The following is a 21,945-nucleotide window of genomic DNA, read 5'->3' as shown; positions in this document are numbered from 1 at the left end:
CCCTGTGACGTCGCAGGCCGTTGCGCCTTGCGCAGCTCGCGCGGCTGTCCGGCACAGGCTTCAAGTCCGTTTTTCGGCATTTTTCCGGAGCTTCAATGATTCGAGCCCCCATGCTCACGTTGCTGTGCCTGTTTTCGGTGCCGTCTCTCGCCGATGCGACGCAACACACTGCCGGGCCGCCGGTGGTCATCAAGAAATCGCAGGTTCGTGACCTGTCCGCGATCCGCAGCAGCAAGGTGCTGAGGGTGCTGGTCAATCAGAGCCGCAACAGTTCCGGCGAAGTGCAGGGCGAGGCCATCGGTGTCGAATACCGTCGCCTGCAAGCCTTCGAAAAGTATCTCAATGGCCACGCCCGCGATGGCCAGAAGGTCTCCCTCAAGCTGATCCCCAAGGCCAAGGACCAGTTGCTCGCCGCCCTGCAGCGTGGCGAAGGCGATCTGGTTGCCCCCGGCGAGTTGCTCGACGCCAGCGCGGCCAAGTATGTCGACCCCACCAATGCGGTGGTCAGCGGTGTGCCGCTGGTGCTGGTGGGCGTGCGCGGCGAGCGCAGTTTCAAGCGCCCCGAGCAATTGTCCGGGCGCACCCTGATGCTGACCTCCGGCAGCGCTGCCAACCAGGCGGTGGTGCAATTGAACCAGAAACTGGCATTGCACAAGCTGGCGCCGGTGAAGGTCGAATGGGTCGATCCGAGCCTGGCGGTGGAGGATGTGCTGGAAATGGTTCAGGCCGGTATCTATCACCTGACGGTGGTCGAACAACCGATTGCCGAGCGCTGGGCCAAGGTGATGCCCAAGCTGCGGGTCGACCGTTCGGTGGCCCTGAGCAACGGCGACATGCAGTGGTTCGTGCGCAAGGACGCCGTGATGCTGCACGCCACGGTGGACCGCTTCCTTGAAACCTGGCAAGCGCCGGCCAACCAGGACGTCGCGTTTCAGAAGGCCTACAAGGACCTGTATCGCGTGCACTACCCCTTGGCTCGGGAGGATCGCCAGCGCCTGGAGAAACTTCGCCCGACCCTGCAACGCCATGCCGACGCACAGAAGATGGACTGGCTGGACCTGGCCGCCCTGGCGTTCAAGGAGTCCCAGCTCAACCCGGGCGCCAAGGGCGGCAGCGGTGCCACGGGCCTGTTGCAGATCACGCCATCGGCAGCCCAGCGGGTTGGGGTGGGCAACATCCGTGATGTGGACGGCAACGTGCAGGCGGCCAGCAAATACCTGGCAATGATTCGCCGCAAGTTCTTTTCAAGCCCCAGGATCAACGAACGCGAGCGCATGGCGTTCACCCTCGCGGCCTACAACCTGGGCCCGGAGCGGGTGCAGGCGATGCGCACCCAGGCCAAGCGCCAGGGGCTGAATCCCAACCAGTGGTTCTTCCAGGTCGAGCGCGTGGCGATGGAACAGGTGGGGATGGGCGTGGTGAGCTACGTTAATAGTGTGAACAAATACTATCTGGCGTATGACCAGGAGCGCAGTTCGCTGGAGAGTCCTTCACAACGTAAAGTGGCTTCCAGAGACTGATCGATTAATTCGATGTTTATGGCGGGATTTTTGCGATTTTCATATTTGATGATTCGATTATGATGGCGCCACTTCTTCTTACCAAATGGAATTAAACGCCATGAACGCTCAAATCAAATCGCTGTTCAACACCAACGCCGGCTACGGCATCACTGTCCTGCGCATTCTTGTGGGCATCATCTTCATGGCTCACGGCAGCCAGAAACTGTTCGGCATGTTTGGCGGTTACGGCCTGGAAGGCACCGGCCAGTACATGGCGAGCCTGGGTCTGAATCCGGGTTACCTGATGGCGTTGCTGTCGGGCAGTGCCGAGTTCTTCGGTGGCCTGGCGTTGTTCCTGGGCCTTCTGGTGCGCCCTGCGGCGGTGGTGCTGATCGTGATGCTGGTGGTGGCGATCCTCTCGGTGCACATCCATAACGGTCTGTTCATGGCCAACAACGGTTACGAGTTCGGCCTGGCACTCCTGGGTGCGGCGGTTGCGGTGCTGTTCGAAGGGGCAGGCCGGGTTTCGCTGGATCGGTTGATTGCCGCGAAGTAAGCAGCAAGTTCCACCTGTAGCAGCACGGCTTGCCGGCGGGGGCGTCATTGAGATCGCCCCCGCCGGCAAGCCGTGCTGCTACGGGGCGTGAAAGGATCGACGATTATCGATCAGAGGATTTCTGTGGGAGCGGGCTTGCCCGCGAAAGCGGCGGGCCAGCCAGCATCAAGGCATCAGGGCCAATGCATTCGCGGGCAAGCCCGCTCCCACAGGTGCTGTCCTGGCGCTAGCAGAAAAATGGCTACACGCAGAATTGACAATTCCCCTGCGGCTTCTCTAGGATGCCGCTCATGCGCCGATTTAAACAGCTACTTGCGGGGCGCCTGATGTCGTGAAAACGCCATCGAAATACCGCTAAAGCGCTGGTTCGGTGTTGCCTCTCACCTGCCCGGCGGAACATTGAGGCAGAGAAACTACACCATGAGCAGCCACGCCAACCCGCGCCCTCTCATTCGTCTGGCACCTATCGCCGGCCAATTCGTTCGTCGCAATCCGAAGATTCTCCTGGGCGGTTCCCACCAGCCGACGCTCTTGCGTTATCTGGACGGCTGGCCCCGTCGTCAGAACGGCCCCCACGCATTTCTCATCAAATTCATCGAAGCCAACGCGCCCCTCGACCGGTTCGCAAACGACCAGTTCGACCTGGCCGTCATTCAGGCACCCAGCGCCGAGCGCGCCGAGTCGGTGATTGGACACCTGACGCGCATCGCCCGGCAGGGTTTGATCACACGCTGCTGATCGGGCGGCGGCTGGGTTGCAGTCGGCCGTCCGGGTCAGTCTTTTTGAGCGCGCTGCGGATCTGGTTGGCGTGCCGGCAGTTGGCGACGATATTGCTGCGCAACGACCAGTCAGTGTTGATGATGAAAAAGTTCTGGATGTAGCTGTTTTCATCCACCGACTTGAACCACTCATCGATCTTGTTGCTCAAGTCCGTAGGGGCGTGGAAGGGCAGCGAGTACTTGGCGCACTGCACGGCCTTGAGCTCGAAGTCGCGCTTGCTCTCCTTGCCAATCCTGTCGACAAACGCTTTGAGTGTGTTGGTGTTGAACAGGTTTTCCCCCGGCCAGCACTGCTCGACGCCCGGCCACAATTCATGACTGGCCGATCCGTGGTTATAGGCCACGACCACGTTCTTGCCCGGGTGTTCGTTCCAGAGCTGTGCAAGGGTCTGTCCGCGCAAGGCGTAGGGCAGCCGCCTGGAGCCCAGCCCGGTATAGATCAAGGCTTGCAGCTCTTCATGGGCTTGCGCTGTGAACTTGTCGAACTGATGAAAATCCAGAATGACGATTTCCCGAGCCTTGCTCCCGTCCTGTTCCAGTTCGGCGAAATACTCCCGCGTACGCTGCAGGATATCGACAGCCACCGTCCTGCCCGATGAGGTCAGGTGAAAGACCTGGAAGCGCCTGGCGTCGCCCTCGGGATAAGAGGAGTAGAACCTGATGCGCAGGTCGAGCGCCCTGATGCCGTTGCGCAATTGTTGGTGTGGCGAGACGTCCTGCGCGAACTCCTGAAGGACGCCCAGGTTGGGTGATTGCTTGTCGCTGCCTGAGTTGTGGGTGCCTGGCAGAATCAGCTCATCGACCCGCAGGCTTTCCAGCCCAGGGGTGCGCGCCATCCAGTTCAGGTGCAGAGGGGGATTGCTTGAGGTGCTGGCCATGTCGTCATTCCTTGACGTAATGGCGGCGCGCGGAGAGCACGGCCGCGTGAAAAGTCCAGGGATCACGTTACCGAACGAAAACGCCCGGTCAATGAAGGCACCGGGCGCGAACTGTTGCAGGATGTTGGGAGGGCGCAGCCTGCGTAGCCCGCCTCAGCTTACCCGCAGCACCACGCGACCGCGCACCGGATCTTCGTCCAGGTGGTTGTGGGCCTTGCCGAACTGCTCGAAGGGCCAGGTGCGATGGATGTCCGGCTTGAGCAGGCCTTTGACGGTCAGATCGTTGATCGTGTCCAGGGCGCGCTTCATGGCCTCGCTGTCCTGGGCGATGCCCAGTTCCGGTTTGCCGGTGAAGTTCTCCAGGCAGTGCACGAAGAAGCGCATGTTCTTGCGGAAGGCCTGCATCGCCGGGAAGGGAGTGGTGTTGCCGCCGCGCAGGCCATACAGCACCAGGCTGCCACGGGGCGCCAGCACGTCACCGAGCCGCGACATGTGCATGCCACCGTAGCCGTCGAATACCGCTTCGATGCCCTTGCCCTTGGTCAATGCGTCGATGCGCAGGCAAATGTCGTCCTCTTCGGTCACGATCACCCGCTCGGCACCATTGGCCAGCAGGTATTCGCGGTCCTCGGCATGTTCAGTCGCCGCGATAACCCTTAGGCGCAGCGCCTTGCCCAGTTGTACGAAAGCGATACCTGGGCTGTAGGCCGCGTCGGTGACCAGCACCGTCTGCCCGGCCTGCACCCGCGCCAGATCGACGAGGGCGAAGTAGGCCAGCAGCATCGGCGTGTAATGAACGCTGGCTTCGACCGGCGTCAATGCATCGGGATAGCGGGTCAGGGCGTTGCGCGGCACCAGCACATGGTCGCCGCACACCGGGTAGTCGTTGGCGCTCATGGCCTTGAAGCTGGCGACCTTGTCACCTACTTTCAGATCGGTGACGTCGGCGCCCACGGCCTCGACGATCCCAGCCATTTCGCTGCCGATACCGGCTGGCAATTGCACCTTGGCCAGGGCCAGGTTCTGGCGCCACAACACATCGTCCCAGCTGATGCCGATGGCTTCGGCACGAACCAGCACTTCCTGTGGACCGGGCAAACGGTCAGGCTGCTCCTCGCAACTGAGCACATCGGCTTTGCCGAAGCGATGAAATTTGATGGCGCGTGACATTTCCAACCTCGACTCATTTGATTAGCGTTGGAATGACTCTACGGGGCAGGGGGCTCGGGGACCATTTCTGTCTGTCGATACCCGACATGTCTGTTATCAATTGAGAATCGCGGAACTCTCAAACGGTGCGATCAGGGTTTATGATCCAGCTCACCCATTCTTCGAACAACAGAGGCTGACAATGTCGTGTGATGCTCGCTTCAAACAGCTGTGCGCCCAGTCCGGTCATGACTTCGACGGCGAGATCAAGATCGGTGGCAACTACGTGCCGCTGGTGCGCCATGAGGATCAGATCTACATCAGCGGGCAGATCCCCCGGGTCGGCGACAGGGTGGTGGTGACCGGGCGCGCCGGTGGTGATGTGACGCTGGAAGCTGCGCAACAGGGCGCCAGGATCAGCGCGCTGCGGGCCATTGCACTGTTGCAGCGCGGCGTCGGCAGCCTGGATCGGATCGTACGGGTGCTGCGCATGACGATGTACGTGCAGTGCACCGACAGTTTCACCCAGCACAGCGAAGTGGCCGACGGCGCGTCCGAGGTGCTGTTTTTCGTGTTCGGCGAGGCGGGCGCCCATACCCGCAGTTCGGTGGGGGTGTATCAGTTGCCCAAGAATGCGACGGTCGAGATGGATCTGATCGCGGTGGCTGAGCGGGATTGAGCATTATTTGCCCCATGTCGCCAGCACGCTGTCCACGAAATGCCGGACCTTGGGCAGCCGATAGCGATCCTGGGCGTACATCAGCCACATGGGCCGGCTCGGCGGACGATAAGCCTGCAGCAACGGTATCAGCTTGCCCGCCTGCAAGTCCTCGCTGATCAGCACGTCCGGCAACATCGCGATGCCCATGCCCGCCAGCGCCGCCTGACGCAAGGCGGGCGAGCTGTTGACGATCATCGAGCCTGCCACCGGAATCTCGATCACCCCTTCAGGCCCCGTGAGTTTCCACAGCTTGTCGGTGGCCCGCCAGTCGTCCCCGGCCGGATAGGCGAACGCCAGGCAATTGTGCTCGCACAAGTGCGCAGCCTTCAGTGGCGTGCCACGGCGCTCCAGGTAATCGCGCGAGGCGCAGATGGTCAGGGTGTAATCCCGCAAGGGGCGGGCGATCAGCGCAGAAGATTCGGGCATCCCCAAGCGAATCGCGGCGTCGAAGCCGTGCTCGATCAGGTCCATCAACTGGTTGCTCAGCACCACCTCGACTTTGATCTGCGGGTACTGGTCCATGAAATCCTTGAGCATCGGTGACAGGCGCTCGGCACCAAAAGCTGGAGGAGCAGTGATGCGCAACGTGCCGCTGGGCCGGGTCTGGATGTGTTCGGCCATGCGCTCGGAATCGTTGACCAGCGCCAGTACGTCGAGGCAGCGGCGGTAGTACTGCGTGCCGAATTCCGTCAGGTTCTGGCGACGGGTCGTACGCTGCAAAAGGCTCACGCCCAGTCGCTGCTCCAGTGCCTTGAGGTGATTGCCGACCATGGTCGTCGACATTTCGCACTGCCGAGCGGCGGCGGTCAGGCTGCCGCTTTCCACCACCTTCACGAATACCGTCATTGCCTGGAACACATCCATTAGCCACTCCAGCTTTAAAGTCACTCAAGAAATGCCATCTTTATACAGCATATCGGGCTAACGATACTGACGTCACCCACTGTGATGGAGCAATCGAGATGACCGCCGCCTGCCTGATGAACACCTACAAACCGCTGCCCCTGAGCTTTGTCAGAGGAGAAGGCGCGCGCCTCTGGGACGAGACCGGTCGCCAGTACCTCGACGCCATGGCGGGCGTGGCCGTGACCAACGTCGGGCACAGCCATCCGCAGCTGGTGACGGCAATCAGCGAGCAGGCCGGGTTGCTCCTGCACACTTCCAACCATTACCGGATCGACTGGCAACAGCGCCTGGCTGCGAAGCTGACCCGCCTGGCGGGGCTGGAGCAGGTGTTCTTCAACAATTCCGGGGCCGAGGCCAACGAAACCGCACTCAAGCTGGCGCGTTTGCATGGCTGGGCCAAAGGCATCGAACAGCCGCTGATACTGGTCATGGAAAACGCCTTTCATGGCCGCACGCTGGGCACGCTGTCGGCCAGTGACAGCGGTTCGGTGCGCTTGGGGTTTCAGCCGTTCTCCGGGGAATTCGTCAAAGTGCCTTTCGGTGATATCGAAGCGGTGCGCCAGGCGAGCCGGGTGTACGGCGAACGCATCGTCGCGGTGATGCTGGAGCCGATTCAGGGGGAGGGCGGTGTGATGCTGCCACCGCCGGGGTATCTCAAGGCGCTGCGTGCTCATTGCAGCAATAACGCCTGGCTGATGATCCTCGACGAAATCCAGACCGGCATAGGCCGCACCGGACACTGGTTCGCCTTTCAGCACGAAGGCATCGTGCCGGACGTCGTCACCCTGGCCAAGGCGCTGGGCAACGGCATTCCCATTGGCGCGTGCCTGGCCACGACCGCGGTGGCGCGCTTGTTCACCCCGGGCAGCCACGGCAGCACTTTCGGCGGCAACCCGCTGGCCTGTCGCGTTGGCTGCACGGTGCTGGACATCGTCGAGCAGCAAAGCTTGCTTGAGAATGCCGCAATCCAGGGAGAGCGACTGTTGGCGCGTCTGCGCGAAACTCTGGCGGGGCATCCGGACGTGATGCAGATTCGCGGCCTGGGCCTGATGATCGGCATCGAACTGGCCCGCCCCATCCGCGACCTGACCCACATCGCCGCCCATGAATACGGCGTGCTGCTGAACGTCACCCGCGGCCAGACCATCCGCCTGCTGCCGCCGTTGATCATCGAAGAGTCGGACGTCGAGCAGATCCTCGCCGCCGTGGCGGGGGTGTTGGGGTGTGTTATTGACCGGAATTCTGCTCGCCACACAACCCGTAGCAGTCCGGCTTGTCGGCGATAGCGGTCTTGAGTACGCCCCCGCGGGCAAGCCCGGCTGCTACGGGATTTGGGGTATTCACGGGATCTGTGTATCACCCCGGCGGGGTCATTTTGCGCTGGACAACTGCATGATCATTGCCACGGTCAGGTAAAGGCGGGGTGCGATGCTGGAAAGCTCGGAATATTCGTCATCGGCGTGCAAGCCGGCGCCGACCACGCCCATGGTTTCAAGCACCGCTGGTTTCTGACTGTCGGGGACGTAGGCGTAACCGGCGTCGGTGCCGAAGCGCATGGCGATCGGTTCGATGGTGCGGCCGATCTTGCCGTACAGCGCCTGGGCGGTTTTCGCCAGGTCTTCGCTGCCCGGGTTCTTGACCAATGGCGGCCGGCCCTTGTCCAACCGGAAGGTCACATCGGTGCCGTCGATCAGCTTGTCCTTGATGATCCGCTGCCCATCGGCCAACACCCGGTCCGACTCGCTCGGGTCCGAATAGCGCATGTCACCTTCCGCTGCCGCGCTGGCAGGAATGATGTTGCGTTTTTCTCCGCCCTTTATCAGGGTCCAGTTGACGGTCGTGCCCTTCGCCGGATCGCCCAGGTCCTTGAGCTGGACCAGTTGATGGGCCAGTTCCATCGCCGCGTTGCGACCCGCTTCAGGCGCCGAGCCCGCATGGGACGACTTGCCCTTGACGTCGACGAACACGCCATTGATGCCGTTGGTGGCGACGGTCACCGCATCCTTGTCCGGTGGCTCGTAGGAGAAGACATAGTCATGCTCGCGCGCAAGCTCGGCGATGAGTTTCTTCGAGCCTGCCGAGCCGGTTTCTTCATCCGGGTTGAACAGCACGGTGATGGTGCCGAAGTCCTTGAAGTTCTGATCCTTGAGCAGTTTCAGCGAATGCAGAACCATGGCCACGCCGCCCTTGGCATCGGCCACGCCAGGGCCGTAGGCGCGTTCGGCGTCCACCCGGAACGGCCGTTTGGCAGCGGTCCCCGGGCCGAACACGGTGTCGTAGTGAATCATCAGCAGAAAGCTTTTCGAGCCGCTGCCTTTAAGGGTGCCGACAATGTTGTCGCCCGCCGAGGGCGTGGCCGGTGTGGTCTGAACGCTTGCGCCCAGCGCCTTGAGGCGATCGACCAACACCGCGCTGACCGTTTTAAGGCCGGGGGCCTGGCCGGTGCCGGTGTCGATGTCCACCAGTTGTTTGACCGTGGCCAGATAGGCTTTCTGTTCCGCCTGGGCCTTGTTCATGAGCTGGTCGGCGGGCAGGTCGGCCGCAAGGGCCAGTGAGCAGAAGAGTGAAGTGGCGACGGCGGCCGCCAGGGTGGTGCGTCGGACGAGCATGCTGGATCCCTCAGAGGTGTGAACGCTTTTGCTGTGAACCCTGTGACGGGGCATCGTTCCACCGCATCCGCCTCCGGGAAAGCCAAACCGGCGCGCGTTTGCCCGCCGATCCCCGTAGAATCCACTTCCTGAAAGCAGGTTTTCGAGGTTGTACAGGTGGAACTAGAGCAGGGCTTCGTCCTGACCCGGCATTGGCGCGACACCGACGCGGGCACCCAGGTCGAATTCTGGTTGGCGACTGACAGCGGCCCGCGCCGCGTGCGCCTGCCGTTGCAGACGTCCGTGGCGTTCATTCCTGCGCAGCATCGCGAGCGGGCCGAGGTGGTGTTGCGCCAGGAAAGCAATGTCCAGCTCAAGCCGCTGGAGCTCTGCGACTTCCGCCATCGACCGGTGCTCGGGCTCTACACCGGCCAGCATCGCCAGTTGATGAACCTTGAGAAGGAGCTGCGTCGGGCCAGCGTCGATGTCTACGAAGCCGACGTGCGCCCGCCCGAGCGCTACCTGATGGAGCGCTTCATCACCGCGCCGGTGGAGTTCAGCGGCACGCCCGATGCCAGCGGCCTGCTGCTGGATGCGCAGATGCGGCCCGCTCCCGACTATCGCCCACGCTTGAAACTGGTGTCTCTGGACATCGAAACCACCGAGCGCGGCGAGTTGTACTCCATTGCCCTGGAAGGGTGCGGCGAGCGTCAGGTGTACATGCTCGGCCCGGCCAATGGCGATGCTGCGCAGGTGGACTTCACCTTCGATTACTGCGACACCCGCGCAGCGCTGCTGGAAAGCTTGAATGCCTGGATGGCACGCCACGACCCTGACGCGATCATCGGCTGGAACCTGGTGCAGTTCGACCTGCGGGTTTTGCACGAACACTCCCGGCGTCTGAACGTGCCGTTGCGGCTGGGGCGCGACGGCGAGGTGATGGGCTGGCGCGAACACGGGGCGGGCAACAATCACTTCTTTGCCTCGGCGGCCGGACGGCTGATCATCGATGGCATCGAGGCATTGCGCTCCGCCACCTGGAGCTTCCCCTCGTTCAGCCTGGAAAACGTCGCCCAGACTCTGCTCGGCGAAGGCAAGGCCATCAGCACCCCGTACCAGCGCATGGACGAAATCAACCGCATGTTCGCCGAGGACAAGCCGGCGCTGGCTCGCTATAACCTCAAGGACTGCGAACTGGTCACGCGGATTTTCGAGAAGACCGAGCTGCTTACCTTTCTGCTCGAGCGTGCCACGGTCACCGGCCTGCCGGCTGATCGCAATGGTGGTTCGGTGGCGGCTTTCGAGCATCTGTACATGCCGCTGATGCACCGCCAGGGCTTCGTGGCTCCCAACCTTGGTGAACGCATGCCCGAGGCCAGCCCAGGCGGGTTCGTCATGGACTCGCGTCCGGGGCTGTATGAATCGGTGCTGGTGCTTGACTACAAGAGCCTTTACCCGTCGATCATCCGCAGCTTCCTGATCGACCCGGTGGGCTTGATCGAAGGCCTGAAACACCCCGACGACCAGGACTCGGTCGAAGGCTTTCGCGGGGCGCGCTTTTCCCGCACCCGGCACTGCCTGCCGTCCATCGTTTCCCGCGTCGCCGAGGGGCGCGAAGCCGCCAAGCGCGAACGCAACGCACCGCTGTCCCAGGCCCTGAAAATCATCATGAACGCCTTCTACGGTGTGCTCGGTTCCAGCGGTTGCCGCTTCTTCGATACGCGCCTGGCGTCGTCGATCACCCTGCGCGGCCACCAGATCATGCGCCAGACCCGCCAACTGATCGAAGCCCAGGGTTATGAGGTGATCTATGGCGATACCGACTCCACCTTCGTATGGCTCAAGCGCCCCCACGAGCAAGAGGAAGCGGCGCGGATCGGCAAGGCGCTAGTCAAGGGCGTGAACGACTGGTGGCGCGAGCATCTGCACAACGAGTTCGGCCTTGAAAGCGCGCTGGAACTGCAATTCGAAACCCACTTCAAACGCTTCCTGATGCCGACCATCCGTGGCGCAGAGGAGGGCAGCAAGAAGCGCTACGCAGGCCTGGTGACCCGCGCCGACGGTGAAGACGAGATGGTCTACAAGGGCCTGGAAACCGTACGCACCGACTGGTCGCCGCTGGCCCAGGTGTTCCAGAAAGAGCTGTACCTGCGCATCTTCCAGCGTCGCCCGTTTCAGGAATACCTGCGCGATTATGTGCGCCGCACGCTGGCGGGGGAACTGGATGAGCAGCTCATCTACCGCAAGCGCCTGCGCCGTTCGCTGGACGAATACGAACACAACGTCCCGCCCCACGTGCGTGCTGCCCGCATCGCCGACGATTACAACCGCCAGCAAGGTCGCCCGCTGCAATACCAGAACCGCGGCTGGATCAGCTACGTCATCACTGTCGCTGGTCCCGAACCCCTGGAAGCCCGTAGCGCCCCGATCGACTACGACCACTACATCACTCGCCAGCTGCAACCGATTGCCGACGCGATCCTGCCGTTCGTGTTGCCCGGCACGATCAACCTGCAGAGCCTGGATCAGATGAGTTTCGATTTCTGAGAAGACTCCATCCAGCACCGAACCCGTAGCAGCACGGCTTGCCGGCGGGCTGCTGCGTAGCAGCAGTAGAATCAGACACCTGCGTCGTGTCAGACAGACCGCGTCCACAGGGTTTACTGCCGCTGCGCGCCAGCCCGCCGGCAAGCCGTGCTGCTACGCCCTGCGGGCAGAAGCGAACGCCTGTTACATTCGGACATCGTAAATACGGCTGATTCAACGAACCTCTGCTACAACCAATGGGGGTGTCCCGGCACAGCAGTGCCCCTGGATACCCGTTAACCATAATTACAAGGAGTTTTGTCCATGGCCCTGTCTGAACTTGAGCTGCGCCACATCATCGAGCGCAGCTTCCTGCCGCTCCAGTGCAAGTGCTCCATCGATTCGCGTGGTGAGGTTTCCATCGAACTGCTCGATCGCTCGACCGGGTTCAACGTGGCGGCCAGGGGCATTCCCCGTTCGAGGTTCGAATCGTCCCGGGAGTTATCCAGTTTCGTGGCGCAGATGAGAGCGCAATTGTCTTTCGCTAACGCAGGGGAAGCACCCGCCAAGACAAGATCCAGTGGCCGACAGCTCTGATCTGTCCGGCGTGATGAACCGCTACTATCGCGGCCGGTAATAGTGAGCATCAACAATCAAAAGTTCTGTTTTGCGGGTAGAACCGGAAAATGGCGATATCAAGGCCACTGCCCATCGGCAGGCCGTCCACAGGATATCGCCCATGCGACTTTTGACTTCCTCCGCCTTCTCTGCGGTTTGTGCCCTTGTGCTTGCCGGTTGCGCGTCCGCGCCAAACGAGCCGACGCTGACGCTGGAAACCAGCAAGACGCCCGAACAGTACACCGCCTGCGTGGTGCCCAAGCTGCAAAGCCGTTCGTTGAGCCCGGTGCTGTCGCAGGCCCAGCGGCATTACAAGATCGTGATGTCGAGTTCAGTCACGGCGGACAATGTGATCGAAGCCTACAAGGCCAACAGCGGCGGCAAGGTGTTCGTCTATGAGCGCAGCCTGCTCGGCGCAGGGGTGGGGAAAGTCGCGAAAGAGTGTGCCTAGCCCCAGAATTGGCCGGCGAATCCACAGCAGCAGGGCAGACCCGCCGGGCCTGCCTTGCGCCTTCGTTCAGGGCAGTGCGATCTGGTATTCGGCCAGCTTCGTGCGCTGCTCTGCCTCTACGTACTTCTTGTCGACGATCTTGGCGAAGGTCGTGAAGTCGGCCCTGGCGTCGTCCTTGTCATTCAGGTGGTCATAGGCAACGCCACGCGCATAGTACGCCCAGGCGAAATCCCGCTGGCGTTGCAGCCCGGTGCTGAAGGATTCGGCGGCTTCGCGATACATGCCAAGGTCGTTCAGCGCCAGGCCCAGGTGGTAATAGGTCGGCATGTTGAAACCATTGCCCTTGCCGGCTTCGCCCAGGTTGTTGTCCAGGTTGTACTGAACCAGTTGCAACGCCTTTTTCGGGTTGCCGGCCTTGCGATACATGTAGCTCAGGTCAAGGTATTCCCGAGGGGAGGGCTTGACCGACAGTTGCATCGACTTTTCCTTGGCCACGATGGCCTCGGGGTAGCGATTGAGATTGCCGTAGGCATCGGCCTGCACCAGGTAGATCAGGCTCTGCATCGGGTTGGACAGGGTGTTTTTCTCAAGGCACAGATCGCCTTCCTGCAACACCAGCGGGTAGTTGGTGGCCTTGGAGGCCTGAAGCTGCGCGCGGCAGTGCGCAAGGTTCGGGTTGACCGGTTTCTGCATCCCGGCGCAGCCTGCCAGAAGAGCCGTGCAGGCGATCAGAGCGGTGAAACGAGCATTCATCAGAAACATCCTTGTCAGTCCAGCAGATGGGCGTTGAGGTCAGGGCGATACACCTGCAACAGCGGCGCGGTGACGGTGCCCTGCAACGAGCAGAACACGGTGGTGTGCCCGCCCAGCGGTGGGGTGGTGTCGCCGTTGTCGACCATCAACACCCGGTCGACGAATCCGAACGGCGTCGCCACGCCCGGGCCGGTCAGACCTTCGGTACGCCATTGGTTGATAGGGTCGCCGATCCGGCGGATTTCGGCGCGGGTGAAAGTCTTGCCCATCGGCACGAAGCGCGAGTTGTCGACGATCAGCGGCTTGAGTCTGGCGGCCACTTCAGTTGGCGTGCCGTCGGCCACGAACCCCCAGAACAGGAAATTGCCGGCGTCCTTGATGGTCTGTGCCTGATTGTAATAACCCACCATGCGCACGCCGTTGACCATCAGCGGGTTCTCGAACGCCTGGTAGTTGCCACCTTCCTGCAAGGGGTTCATCACAGTCGGTGCCTTGACCTTGCCGTAATCGCCCAGACGAATCGTACCGGCCGGCAAACGCGCATCGCGCAGGCCCTCGAAGAAGCTCGCGTCGCAGCGGGAGAACTCGGTCAGCAGTTGTTCGGGAGTGGAGACGGCCTGGGCCTGGGCGGTGCAGGCAATGGCCAGCAGGCCAATACCGGAAAGCAGAGGGCGGAACATGTAAATCATCCGTGACGGGGAAAAGAAGGTTATCGGCAGGTGGCGCGCAAGCTTTAGGCAAACAGCGGAACAAGGGTATCCGAAAGCCCAACGGCACACCTCTTGCTTTGCTAGCTACAGAAAACTAAATAGCTAGCAATATGCAAAAGGACCCTCGCTCATGATCGCGACTTCTCGCCGTGCCGTCATCGCCACTCCCCATGCCGAAGCCAGTGCTGCCGGGCGGCGTGTTCTGGAGGCTGGGGGAACGGCCATCGATGCAATGCTGGCTGCCAGCGCGATGCTTAGCGCAGTTTTTCCGCACATGACCGGGATCGGCGGCGATGCCCTGTGGATGATCCATGATCGCCAGGTGCGCACCATCGTGGGGATCGGTCAGGCAGGAATGCGCTTGCCCGAGGCAGGCAGCATTACCTTGCGCGGGCCAAGTTCGGTGGCTAGCACTGCAGGGGCGCTGGCTAGTTGGCAGACGGCTGCCAATATCAGTCGTCACGAGTGGGGCTCGCGTTTCGGCTGGGCGGACTTGTTGACAGACGCCGCCGTGATGGCGGACGAAGGTGTGCCTGTCTCGCAATCCCAACTGTTCTGGCAGACCCTGCGCCAGCCGTTGATCGAGCAATTGCCCGATCTGCATCGGCTGTGCCGCACCGACGGGCGCTGGATGCGCGAGGGGGATGTGCTGCGCCAGCCTGCGCTGGCGAACACGCTGCGGCATCTGGCTCGCCACGGTGTCGAGGATTTTTACCAGGGCGAGCTGGCCAATGCCTTCGGCGAAGCCTTTGCTCGCTTGGGTTGCGGGCTGACCACCGCCGATCTGCGGGCAACGCAGGCGCCGGAAGTGGCGCCGGTTTCGGTGCGTTATCGTCGGGGCCAACTGTTCAATGTCGCGCCCCCCAGCCAAGGGCTGTACACCTTGCAGGCCATGGGATCGCTGCTGCACAAACCCCTGGCCGATATCGCCAATGGCAGCGCCGCGTACTATCACCTGTTGGTCGAAGCAATAAAGCAGGGGTTGCTGCGACGCAATGCACAGCTGTGTGATCCGGGTTTTAGTGACTGGGATTTCGCGGCCAGCCTGTCCGATGAAAACCTCGCACAGTATGCCGATGCGATCGATGATGAACGCGCCGCTTCGTGGAATGAGCCGGGCCGTCCGGCCGATACCATCTGGATGGCGGCGACCGATGAGCAGGGGCGTACGGCCTGTCTGATCCAGAGCCTGTTCCATGATTTCGGGTCGGGCTGCATTCTGGGCGACACCGGTGTGCTGTGGCAGAACCGCGCCGCCGGTTTCAACGTCGACCCCCGGCACGTCAATGGCTGGGCACCGGGCAAGCGCCCCGCGCATACGCTCAACCCGTCCTGCTATCTGGCGGACGACGGTCGGCGCTTCTTCTTCGGCACCCAGGGCGGCGACGGGCAGCCGCAGACGCAGATGGTGCTGGCGACTCAATTGATCGACTACCGCCAACCCATCGACCGCGCCTTGGGCACGCCGCGCTTTCTCCTGGGCCGCAGCTTTTTCGACAGCACCGATAACCTCAAGCTCGAAGGCGACATCAGCCCTGATGCGGCGGTTGGCCTTGCCGAGCTTGGGCACGAGGTGGAAATGATCGCGTCACATAGCCCCATGACCGGGCATGCGGGGATCATCAGCATCGAGCCCGACGGTGTTCGTCATGCCATGCACGATCCTCGCGGCGAAGGTATGGCGCTTGGTCTGGCCGGATAGGCCGGGCGCCATGCACGCCGGGTTTGCCGAGTCCGGGGCGCTGGCGGATAATGCCGGCCGTTGCCCGCTCGCCACTGCTGCGCGTGTGGCAGAAGGTCTTCTGCACGAACGAGGAATGGATGGGCTTGAGCACTGTCACCGCCAAACAGCTTGAGGTGCAGCGTATCGTCGATGCGCTGTACAAGGCCATTGCCCAGCACCGCCTGCCGCCCGGCACGCGGCTGATCGAAGCGCAGATCGTCGAAACCCTGCAAGCCAACCGCAACCACGTCCAGGCGGCGATCCAGCGCCTGGCATTGCAGAAGGTGGTGACCATCGAGGCCAATCGCGGGGCGATGGTGTCGCAACCGACGGCCAAGGAAGCGCGGGACATTTTCAGTGCACGCCGGGCCATCGAGCGGGCGATCGTGGAGTCCATCACGCCGGCCATCATGCGCAAGCAGCGCCAGCGCATCGCCACCCACATGAGCAACGAGCGCAAGGCCACCAACGACACCGACCGCCGCGCCATCGTGCGTGAACTCAGCGAGTTCCACCTGATGCTCGGCGCGATCTGCGGCAACACCGTGCTGAGCGATATTCTCGGTAACCTGATGGTGCGCAGTTCGTTGATCGTCGCGTTGTACCAGCGCAACGACGTGCCGTCCTGCGCGTCGGACGAACACCAGCAGATCATCACCGCGCTGGAAGAAGGCGACCACGAAAAAGCCGTGGCCGTGATGATCGAACACCTGGACGAGCTGGAAGGCCAACTGGCACTGGGCGCCGAGCCACCGGCCGAGTTCAACCTCAAACAGGCGCTCAGCGACTGAAGAACCGTAGCAGTTCGGCTTGCCGGCGTCGGTGATTTTGAGGACGCCATCGTCCGAATGCGGCCCAGACCAAGCGCGCTCCTACAGGTTGGGAAGAATTTCATTTTTTTGCCATACCCCAAACCCGTAGCAGTCCGGCTTGCCGGCGTCGGCGATCGTGAGAACGCCATCGCGGGCAAGCGCGCTCCTACAGGGTTGGGGTGAATTTCATTTTTTCGCCATACCCCAAACCCGTAGCAGCACGGCTTGCCGGCGGGGGCGATTTTGAGGGCGCCGACGCCGGCAAGCCGGACTGCTACGGGAAGGTGGTGTGTTTTAGATTTTGATCTTGATCTTCGTGCGCGATGGTGCAGGCGCCGCCGAACGCGACGTTAAGGCGCCAGGCCGAGCGCAGGTGTCGTGTAGGGGGATGAGCGGCAGGGATGCCGCGAAAGCCGTGCGGGCCATGGATGGCCCATCATGGCGTGCCCCCGGAACGACGCCGGAGTCGAGGGAAGTCCGACGAAGGAGGACCCCAGCCAGGAGCAAATGGTTTGCCTACTTTCCCGAAAGAAAGTAGGTCGCCCGTAAGGGGCGAAACCCTAAGTTCGGACCACCGCTGAAACGGGTATACGCACAATAACAGCGTCACCCAAAGACGCGGAGCGTCAGACCCGCCCGTTACCACGCGGAGCGTGGGAACGATCATTCAACGCGTCCTCAACAACCGTCCCTGCGGCCGCTCAAACGTCCGTATCCCCCGCTTGTACCCCATCAACGGCGCGCTGATTTCAGCGATCACCGCCGCAGGCGAGGGCGCATCGAACACGATGAAATCGGCCAGGCACCCAGCATCCAACCCATAGTCCGTCAGCCGCAACAGCCGCGCCGACTCACTCGACACCCAGGCCAGACACTGCAGTAACTCAGGCCCCGTCCCCAACTGACTGACATTGGCAAACAGATTAGCCTGCCGAACCAGCGAAGCATCACCGTACGGCGTGAACGGATTACCGATGTTATTGGTCGACAGCGAACAGGTCACCCCACAGCCATGCAGATGAGCCAGCGGCGCCAGCCCTCGGGGCTTGTTGTGGAAATGCTCGCGACCGGTCAGGAACAGATCGGTGCTGGGCAGGCACGTCACCTGCACCCCGACCTCTGCCAGCCGCACACCCAGCGACATCAGCGCCTCCATCGGCAAGGCCGACAGTTTGGTAGCGTGGCCGACCGTCACACGGCCACCCCAGCCATGGCGGTCGGTACAAAGGGCGACGTGGTTGATAGTCATGCCCTGGGGGTTGAGGTCGAAGTCCAGGTGCAAATCCAGGTCACAGTCGTATTCCACCGCCAACTCGAACAGCCGCTCGATCTGCCCCAGCGGATCGCTGTCGGTGTAAGGACAGCCACCCAATACCGTCGCGCCATTCTCCAGGCCGTGGCGCAACAGCGCCTCGGTGCCCGGATTGTTGAGCAGACCCTCCTGGGGAAACACGCAGATTTCCAGGGTGATGGCCCACGCGTAATCCGCTTGCAGGCGCTTGATGGCGGCGAACCCGATCAGGCCGATCTGCGGGTCGAGTTCGACGTGGGTTCGCATGTAGCTGGTGCCCTGCATGATGGCCTTGTCCAGCACCCCGGCGCCGCGCTGGTAGACGTCTTCTTCGGTGAATTCGGCCTTGGCGGCGCGGGTCTGTTGCACGGCTTCGGCCAGAGTTCCGGCCTGCAACTGGCAGCGCTGCATGATGCACGCCTTGTCCAGATGAATATGGGTTTCGATCAGGCCGGGCAGCAGCAGCCGGCCTTCAAGATCAAGGTGTTCACCCAGGCTTGAGTCCCGGCTCAAGGCATGCACGAAGCGGCCGTTTTCCACGTACAGCGTGGTCGGTGTCGGGTCATTGCCCACTCGGGCGTTGCTGATCATCAAGGTGCTCATGCGCAGGCTCCTTCGCCCAGATAGGCCGCCGCCAGTTCGCCATCCTCATGCAGCTCGGCGGCGGTGCCGGACTTGATCACCTGGCCGGTCTCCAGCACGTAGGCGCGGTCGGCGACCTGCAGCGCGAGGTTGGCCATCTGGTCCACCAGCAACAGGGTCACGCCTTCATCACGCAGGGCGGCCAGTGCGTCGTACAACTCGCCGATCATCGAAGGGGAGAGGCCCAGCGATGGTTCGTCCAGCAGCAGGATTTTCGGCTTGGCCATCAAACCGCGACCCACCGCGACCATTTGCTGTTCGCCGCCGGACAACAGACCGGCAGGGCTGTCGATACGGTCCCGCAGGCGCGGGAAACGGCGCAGGATCGCTTCGATTTCTGCGTCCAGGTCCACCGCGTCGCGCCGTGAATAACTGCCCAGCAACAGGTTGTCGCGCACGCTCAGGTAAGGGAATACCTGCCGGCCTTCGGGCACCAGCGCCAGGCCTTGCGCGGCGATGCTGCTGGCGCTGGCCTGCTCGATGTTTTCGTTGTCCAGCAGGACGCTGCCGCCAGAGGCGCGATGCAGACCGGCCAGACATTGCAGGATGCTGGATTTGCCCGCGCCGTTGGCACCCAGGATCGCAACCAGCTCGCCCGGATTGACCACCAGGTTGACCTTATTGACCACCGGCGCTGCGCCATAGTCGATCACCAGATCCTTCACGTACAGGCGCGCATCGCGGCTGCCGTTCCAGGCCTCAACCCTTGGCGTGGCCTGATACTCGGTGCCACCCAGATAGGCTGCGATCACGCGTTCGTCCTGCTGCACCTGGGCCGGTGTGCCCACAGTGATCGGCTTGCCGGCGTCGAGCACCAGCAGGCGCTCGGATACCGCCATGACCAGCGCCATGTCGTGCTCCACCAGAATCACCGTCAGGCCGAACTGCGCCAGTTGTCGCAACAGGATCGCCAGTGCATCGGTATCGCGGCGGCTCAGGCCCGCAGCCGGCTCATCGAGCAGCAATACGGCGGGCGCGGTGGCCAGTGCCCGGGCGATTTCCACCAGGCGGCGGTCGACGTGGGGCAGGTCTTCGGCGGGAATATTGACCGCACCCCGGTAACCGACCAGTGCCAGCAGGTCGAGGGCCAGCGCCCGTTGCGCAGCAGCCGGATGGCTGAAGATCGGGCCCAGCCGGCCTTGCTGCATCGCCACCAGCACGTTATCCAGCACTGACATTTCGCCGAACAACTGGGTGGTCTGGTAGGTGCGGGCGATGCCGGCCCGGGCGGTTTTCCAGGCGGGCAGCCCGGCCAGCGGTTGATCGAGGTCGATCTGTCCGCTGTCGGGGGCGTAGAAGCCGCTGATCATGTTCAGCACGGTGGTTTTCCCCGCGCCGTTGGGACCGATGATGCTGGTGATGCTGCCAGCCGGTGCGTGCAGGCTGACCTGTTGCGCGGCCTGCACGCCGCCGAAGCGAATGCCGATATCGCGAATGTGCAGGCCGTCGCGGTTCTTGCGCTGGCCAAGGTGCCGGGCGATGCGACCGTGGTCGATCCGGACCGGTGGCGTCAGCGACGTCGGCTTGACCCAGCGACGGGCGAGGGCGCCGAGCAATCCGTTGGGGGCAATCCACAACACCACCAGCAGCAGTACCGAGAAAATCAGCAGGCGATATTCGGCGAAGTCCGACAGCAACTCGGGCACCAGCACGATCAGCAGCGCACCCAGCACCGGACCGAACAGCGTGCCGCTGCCACCGACGATCACCGCGAGCACGAACAGGATCGACTGCGAAAACGGAAACGACTCGGGGTTGATGAACATCAGCAATGGCGCGAGCAAAGCACCGGCCAGGCCCGTGAGCAGTGCCGAGAGGGCGAAGGCCAGGGTCTTGCTGACCACCGGGTTGAAGCCCAGCGAACGCGCGGCGATCTCCGACGCCTTGACCGCACGCATCGCCTTGCCCCAGCCGCTGTGATGCAGACGCTGGTAGAACACCAGCGCGCCGATCATCAGGGCCGTGGCAATCAGCGCCAGCAGGATCGAGGGATCGAGCCCGGCGAAGTCAGGCAGCGGAATGCCCATCAAGCCATTGGAGCCACCAGTGACGTCACGCCACTCGATCAGGCTGTGATGCACCACGAACGAAAAGGCGATGGTGATCATCGCCAGATACGGCCCCGAGACGCGCAGCGCAGGAATCGCCAGCAAGGCGCCAACGGCACCCGCCACCACACCGGCCGCGGGCACTGCCAGCCACAGCGGCAGGCCGGCTAGGGTCATCAGTGCCGAAATGTACGCACCGATGGCGTAGAAGGCGATGTGACCGAAGGAAATCTGGCCACTGAGGCCGATCAGCACGTTGAGGCCGACACCCACCACTGCAGCCAGTGCGCAGAGGGTGAAGACCAGCAGCGAATAGCTGTCGAGCATGAACACGGCCACCACGCTGGCAATCGCCAGCAGTGCGATGGAAGCGGGGGCGAGCAGGGTTTTCGGGTCTTTCATACTTTCACCAGTGCCTGTTTGCCGAACAGCCCGTTGGGACGAATCGCCAGCGCCAGAATGACCAGCGCGAAGGTAAAGATCTGGGTGAAGGCCGAGCCGAAGTACAGGGTAATCAGCGCTTCGGTCAGGCCGAACAGCAGCCCTGCACCGAACACGCCGCCCGCGCTGGAAATCCCGCCGAGAATCGCCACCGCAAAGGCCTTGAGCCCGAACAACATGCCCATCTCGGCGTTGACGCTGAACAGCGGCGCGATCAGCAGCCCCGCGACGGCGGCGAAAACGGTAGAGATCGCGAAGGCGATGGCCACCACCCGGTTGACGTTGATGCCCATCAGCATCGCCGCACGGGGATTCTGCACGCAGGCTTCCAGCACCTTCCCCAGCCGGGTGTAGCGACGCACCACCAGCAGGGCCAGGGCAATCGCCGCGCCCACCAGCGGGATCAACAGTTGCAAGGCACCGATGCCGTTGCCGAACAACTCGACCTTGAGGCTGACCAGGCTGCTTTCGAACTGCCGTGGCTCCTTGCCGAAGGTGAACAGCGCCAGGTTGTCCACCAGAATCCCGCCCGCCACCGTCGCCATCAGCCAGGCCTGGGAGCCGCGGCTGTGAAAGGGCCGCACCAGCCAGCGTTCGATGGCCAGGCCGTAGATCGCGCTGAGCAGCAGCGTCAGGGGCAGCGCCAGCCAGAGCGGCAGGCCCCAGGTGATGCACAGCGTGTAGCCCAGTACCGCGCCGACCATCATGGCACTGCCCTGGGCGAAATTGACGGTGCGCGAGACCACGTAAGTCAGGTGAAATCCCAGGGCCAGCAGCGCGTACATGCTGCCCAGTCCGAGGCCGGTAACGATGGCGGCGGTGAACATGGCGTGATTCCTTAAGGCGTGAAA

Annotated in this window: 19 protein-coding genes; 10 read left to right on the top strand and 9 right to left on the bottom strand. The window is 62.6% G+C overall.

Going from position 1 to position 21,945, the window contains the following annotated elements; genetic code table 11:
* The first annotated feature begins 95 nt into the window (after nucleotides 1-95).
* The 3 genes from ACIPOO_RS20270 (at nucleotide 96) to ACIPOO_RS20260 (ending at nucleotide 2,796) form a co-directional block, all read left to right on the top strand.
* Nucleotides 96-1,520 (top strand): transglycosylase SLT domain-containing protein, encoded by a 1,425-nt coding sequence (locus ACIPOO_RS20270; RefSeq protein ID WP_400609346.1) that lies wholly within the window; start codon nucleotides 96-98, stop codon nucleotides 1,518-1,520.
* A gap of 100 nt (nucleotides 1,521-1,620) precedes the next feature.
* Nucleotides 1,621-2,058 (top strand): DoxX family protein, encoded by a 438-nt coding sequence (locus tag ACIPOO_RS20265; RefSeq protein ID WP_274133720.1) that lies wholly within the window; start codon nucleotides 1,621-1,623, stop codon nucleotides 2,056-2,058.
* 420 nt (nucleotides 2,059-2,478) lie between these two features.
* Entirely contained in the window at nucleotides 2,479-2,796 is a 318-nt protein-coding gene (locus ACIPOO_RS20260; protein WP_274133721.1) for a class I SAM-dependent methyltransferase, read from the top strand.
* On the opposite strand, the gene ACIPOO_RS20255 is transcribed toward ACIPOO_RS20260, so the two are convergent.
* Complete coding sequence (locus ACIPOO_RS20255; RefSeq protein WP_400609343.1) at nucleotides 2,783-3,715, bottom strand: hypothetical protein; 933 nt, start codon at nucleotides 3,713-3,715, stop codon at nucleotides 2,783-2,785. The two genes, ACIPOO_RS20260 and ACIPOO_RS20255, sit on opposite strands and share 14 nt — an antisense overlap.
* Nucleotides 3,716-3,868: 153 nt before the next feature.
* A complete protein-coding gene (locus ACIPOO_RS20250) occupies nucleotides 3,869-4,885 on the bottom strand; it encodes a zinc-dependent alcohol dehydrogenase family protein (RefSeq protein WP_400609342.1) in 1,017 nt (338 codons plus the stop codon).
* Nucleotides 4,886-5,066: 181 nt separating this feature from the next.
* Between ACIPOO_RS20250 and ACIPOO_RS20245 the strand changes: the two genes are divergently transcribed.
* Nucleotides 5,067-5,543 (top strand): RidA family protein, encoded by a 477-nt coding sequence (locus ACIPOO_RS20245; RefSeq protein WP_400609341.1) that lies wholly within the window; start codon nucleotides 5,067-5,069, stop codon nucleotides 5,541-5,543.
* A 3-nt stretch (nucleotides 5,544-5,546) separates the two neighbouring features.
* Here the strand turns inward: ACIPOO_RS20245 and ACIPOO_RS20240 are convergent, their stop codons facing one another.
* The gene (locus ACIPOO_RS20240) at nucleotides 5,547-6,449 is read right to left on the bottom strand and encodes a LysR family transcriptional regulator (RefSeq protein WP_400609340.1); all 903 of its coding nucleotides are present in this window, start codon (nucleotides 6,447-6,449) and stop codon (nucleotides 5,547-5,549) included.
* 98 nt (nucleotides 6,450-6,547) lie between these two features.
* On the opposite strand from ACIPOO_RS20240, the gene ACIPOO_RS20235 reads away from it, so the two are divergent.
* Entirely contained in the window at nucleotides 6,548-7,777 is a 1,230-nt protein-coding gene (locus tag ACIPOO_RS20235) for an aspartate aminotransferase family protein (protein WP_400609338.1), read from the top strand.
* Nucleotides 7,778-7,861: 84 nt separating this feature from the next.
* Here ACIPOO_RS20235 and ACIPOO_RS20230 read toward each other — a convergent pair whose 3' ends face one another.
* Nucleotides 7,862-9,100 carry a M20/M25/M40 family metallo-hydrolase gene (locus ACIPOO_RS20230; RefSeq protein WP_400609336.1) on the bottom strand — a complete coding sequence of 413 codons (1,239 nt, stop codon included), beginning with the start codon at nucleotides 9,098-9,100 and terminating at the stop codon, nucleotides 7,862-7,864.
* 156 nt (nucleotides 9,101-9,256) lie between these two features.
* Between ACIPOO_RS20230 and ACIPOO_RS20225 the strand changes: the two genes are divergently transcribed.
* The 3 genes from ACIPOO_RS20225 to ACIPOO_RS20215 all read left to right on the top strand — a co-directional run bounded on the left by ACIPOO_RS20225 (nucleotide 9,257) and on the right by ACIPOO_RS20215 (nucleotide 12,674).
* Nucleotides 9,257-11,626: a DNA polymerase II gene (locus ACIPOO_RS20225; protein WP_400609334.1), complete on the top strand. Its 2,370-nt coding sequence runs from the start codon at nucleotides 9,257-9,259 to the stop codon at nucleotides 11,624-11,626.
* Nucleotides 11,627-11,929: 303 nt separating this feature from the next.
* Nucleotides 11,930-12,202, top strand: a complete 273-nt coding sequence (locus ACIPOO_RS20220) for a DUF1652 domain-containing protein (RefSeq protein ID WP_274133729.1) — start codon at nucleotides 11,930-11,932, stop codon at nucleotides 12,200-12,202.
* Between the two features lie 142 nt (nucleotides 12,203-12,344).
* Nucleotides 12,345-12,674, top strand: a complete 330-nt coding sequence (locus tag ACIPOO_RS20215) for a hypothetical protein (RefSeq protein WP_400609332.1) — start codon at nucleotides 12,345-12,347, stop codon at nucleotides 12,672-12,674.
* Between the two features lie 66 nt (nucleotides 12,675-12,740).
* On the opposite strand, the gene ACIPOO_RS20210 is transcribed toward ACIPOO_RS20215, so the two are convergent.
* On the bottom strand, nucleotides 12,741-13,427 hold the full coding sequence (locus ACIPOO_RS20210; RefSeq protein WP_400609330.1) for a tetratricopeptide repeat protein: 687 nt from the start codon (nucleotides 13,425-13,427) through the stop codon (nucleotides 12,741-12,743).
* A gap of 14 nt (nucleotides 13,428-13,441) precedes the next feature.
* Nucleotides 13,442-14,107 carry a hypothetical protein gene (locus ACIPOO_RS20205; RefSeq protein ID WP_400609328.1) on the bottom strand — a complete coding sequence of 222 codons (666 nt, stop codon included), beginning with the start codon at nucleotides 14,105-14,107 and terminating at the stop codon, nucleotides 13,442-13,444.
* A gap of 160 nt (nucleotides 14,108-14,267) precedes the next feature.
* Here ACIPOO_RS20205 and ACIPOO_RS20200 point away from each other — a divergent pair, with 160 nt between their 5' ends.
* Nucleotides 14,268-15,839 (top strand): gamma-glutamyltransferase family protein, encoded by a 1,572-nt coding sequence (locus ACIPOO_RS20200; RefSeq protein WP_400609326.1) that lies wholly within the window; start codon nucleotides 14,268-14,270, stop codon nucleotides 15,837-15,839.
* Between the two features lie 119 nt (nucleotides 15,840-15,958).
* Nucleotides 15,959-16,651 carry a GntR family transcriptional regulator gene (locus ACIPOO_RS20195; protein WP_400609420.1) on the top strand — a complete coding sequence of 231 codons (693 nt, stop codon included), beginning with the start codon at nucleotides 15,959-15,961 and terminating at the stop codon, nucleotides 16,649-16,651.
* 688 nt (nucleotides 16,652-17,339) lie between these two features.
* On the opposite strand, the gene ACIPOO_RS20190 is transcribed toward ACIPOO_RS20195, so the two are convergent.
* The 3 genes from ACIPOO_RS20190 to ACIPOO_RS20180 are packed head-to-tail and all read right to left on the bottom strand — an operon-like array spanning nucleotide 17,340 to nucleotide 21,921.
* The gene (locus ACIPOO_RS20190; RefSeq protein ID WP_400609324.1) at nucleotides 17,340-18,566 is read right to left on the bottom strand and encodes an amidohydrolase family protein; all 1,227 of its coding nucleotides are present in this window, start codon (nucleotides 18,564-18,566) and stop codon (nucleotides 17,340-17,342) included.
* Complete coding sequence (locus tag ACIPOO_RS20185) at nucleotides 18,563-21,055, bottom strand: ATP-binding cassette domain-containing protein (RefSeq protein WP_400609322.1); 2,493 nt, start codon at nucleotides 21,053-21,055, stop codon at nucleotides 18,563-18,565. The genes ACIPOO_RS20190 and ACIPOO_RS20185 overlap by 4 nt, the downstream gene beginning before the upstream one ends.
* A complete protein-coding gene (locus tag ACIPOO_RS20180; RefSeq protein WP_400609320.1) occupies nucleotides 21,052-21,921 on the bottom strand; it encodes a branched-chain amino acid ABC transporter permease in 870 nt (289 codons plus the stop codon). Before ACIPOO_RS20180 ends, ACIPOO_RS20185 begins: the two co-directional genes overlap by 4 nt.
* Nucleotides 21,922-21,945: the final 24 nt, after the last annotated feature.

The organism is Pseudomonas sp. NPDC090201, assembly GCF_044746825.1.
Classification (GTDB): Bacteria; Pseudomonadota; Gammaproteobacteria; order Pseudomonadales; family Pseudomonadaceae; genus Aquipseudomonas; species Aquipseudomonas putida_AD.
This window is presented reverse-complemented; position numbering and strand designations above follow the sequence as displayed.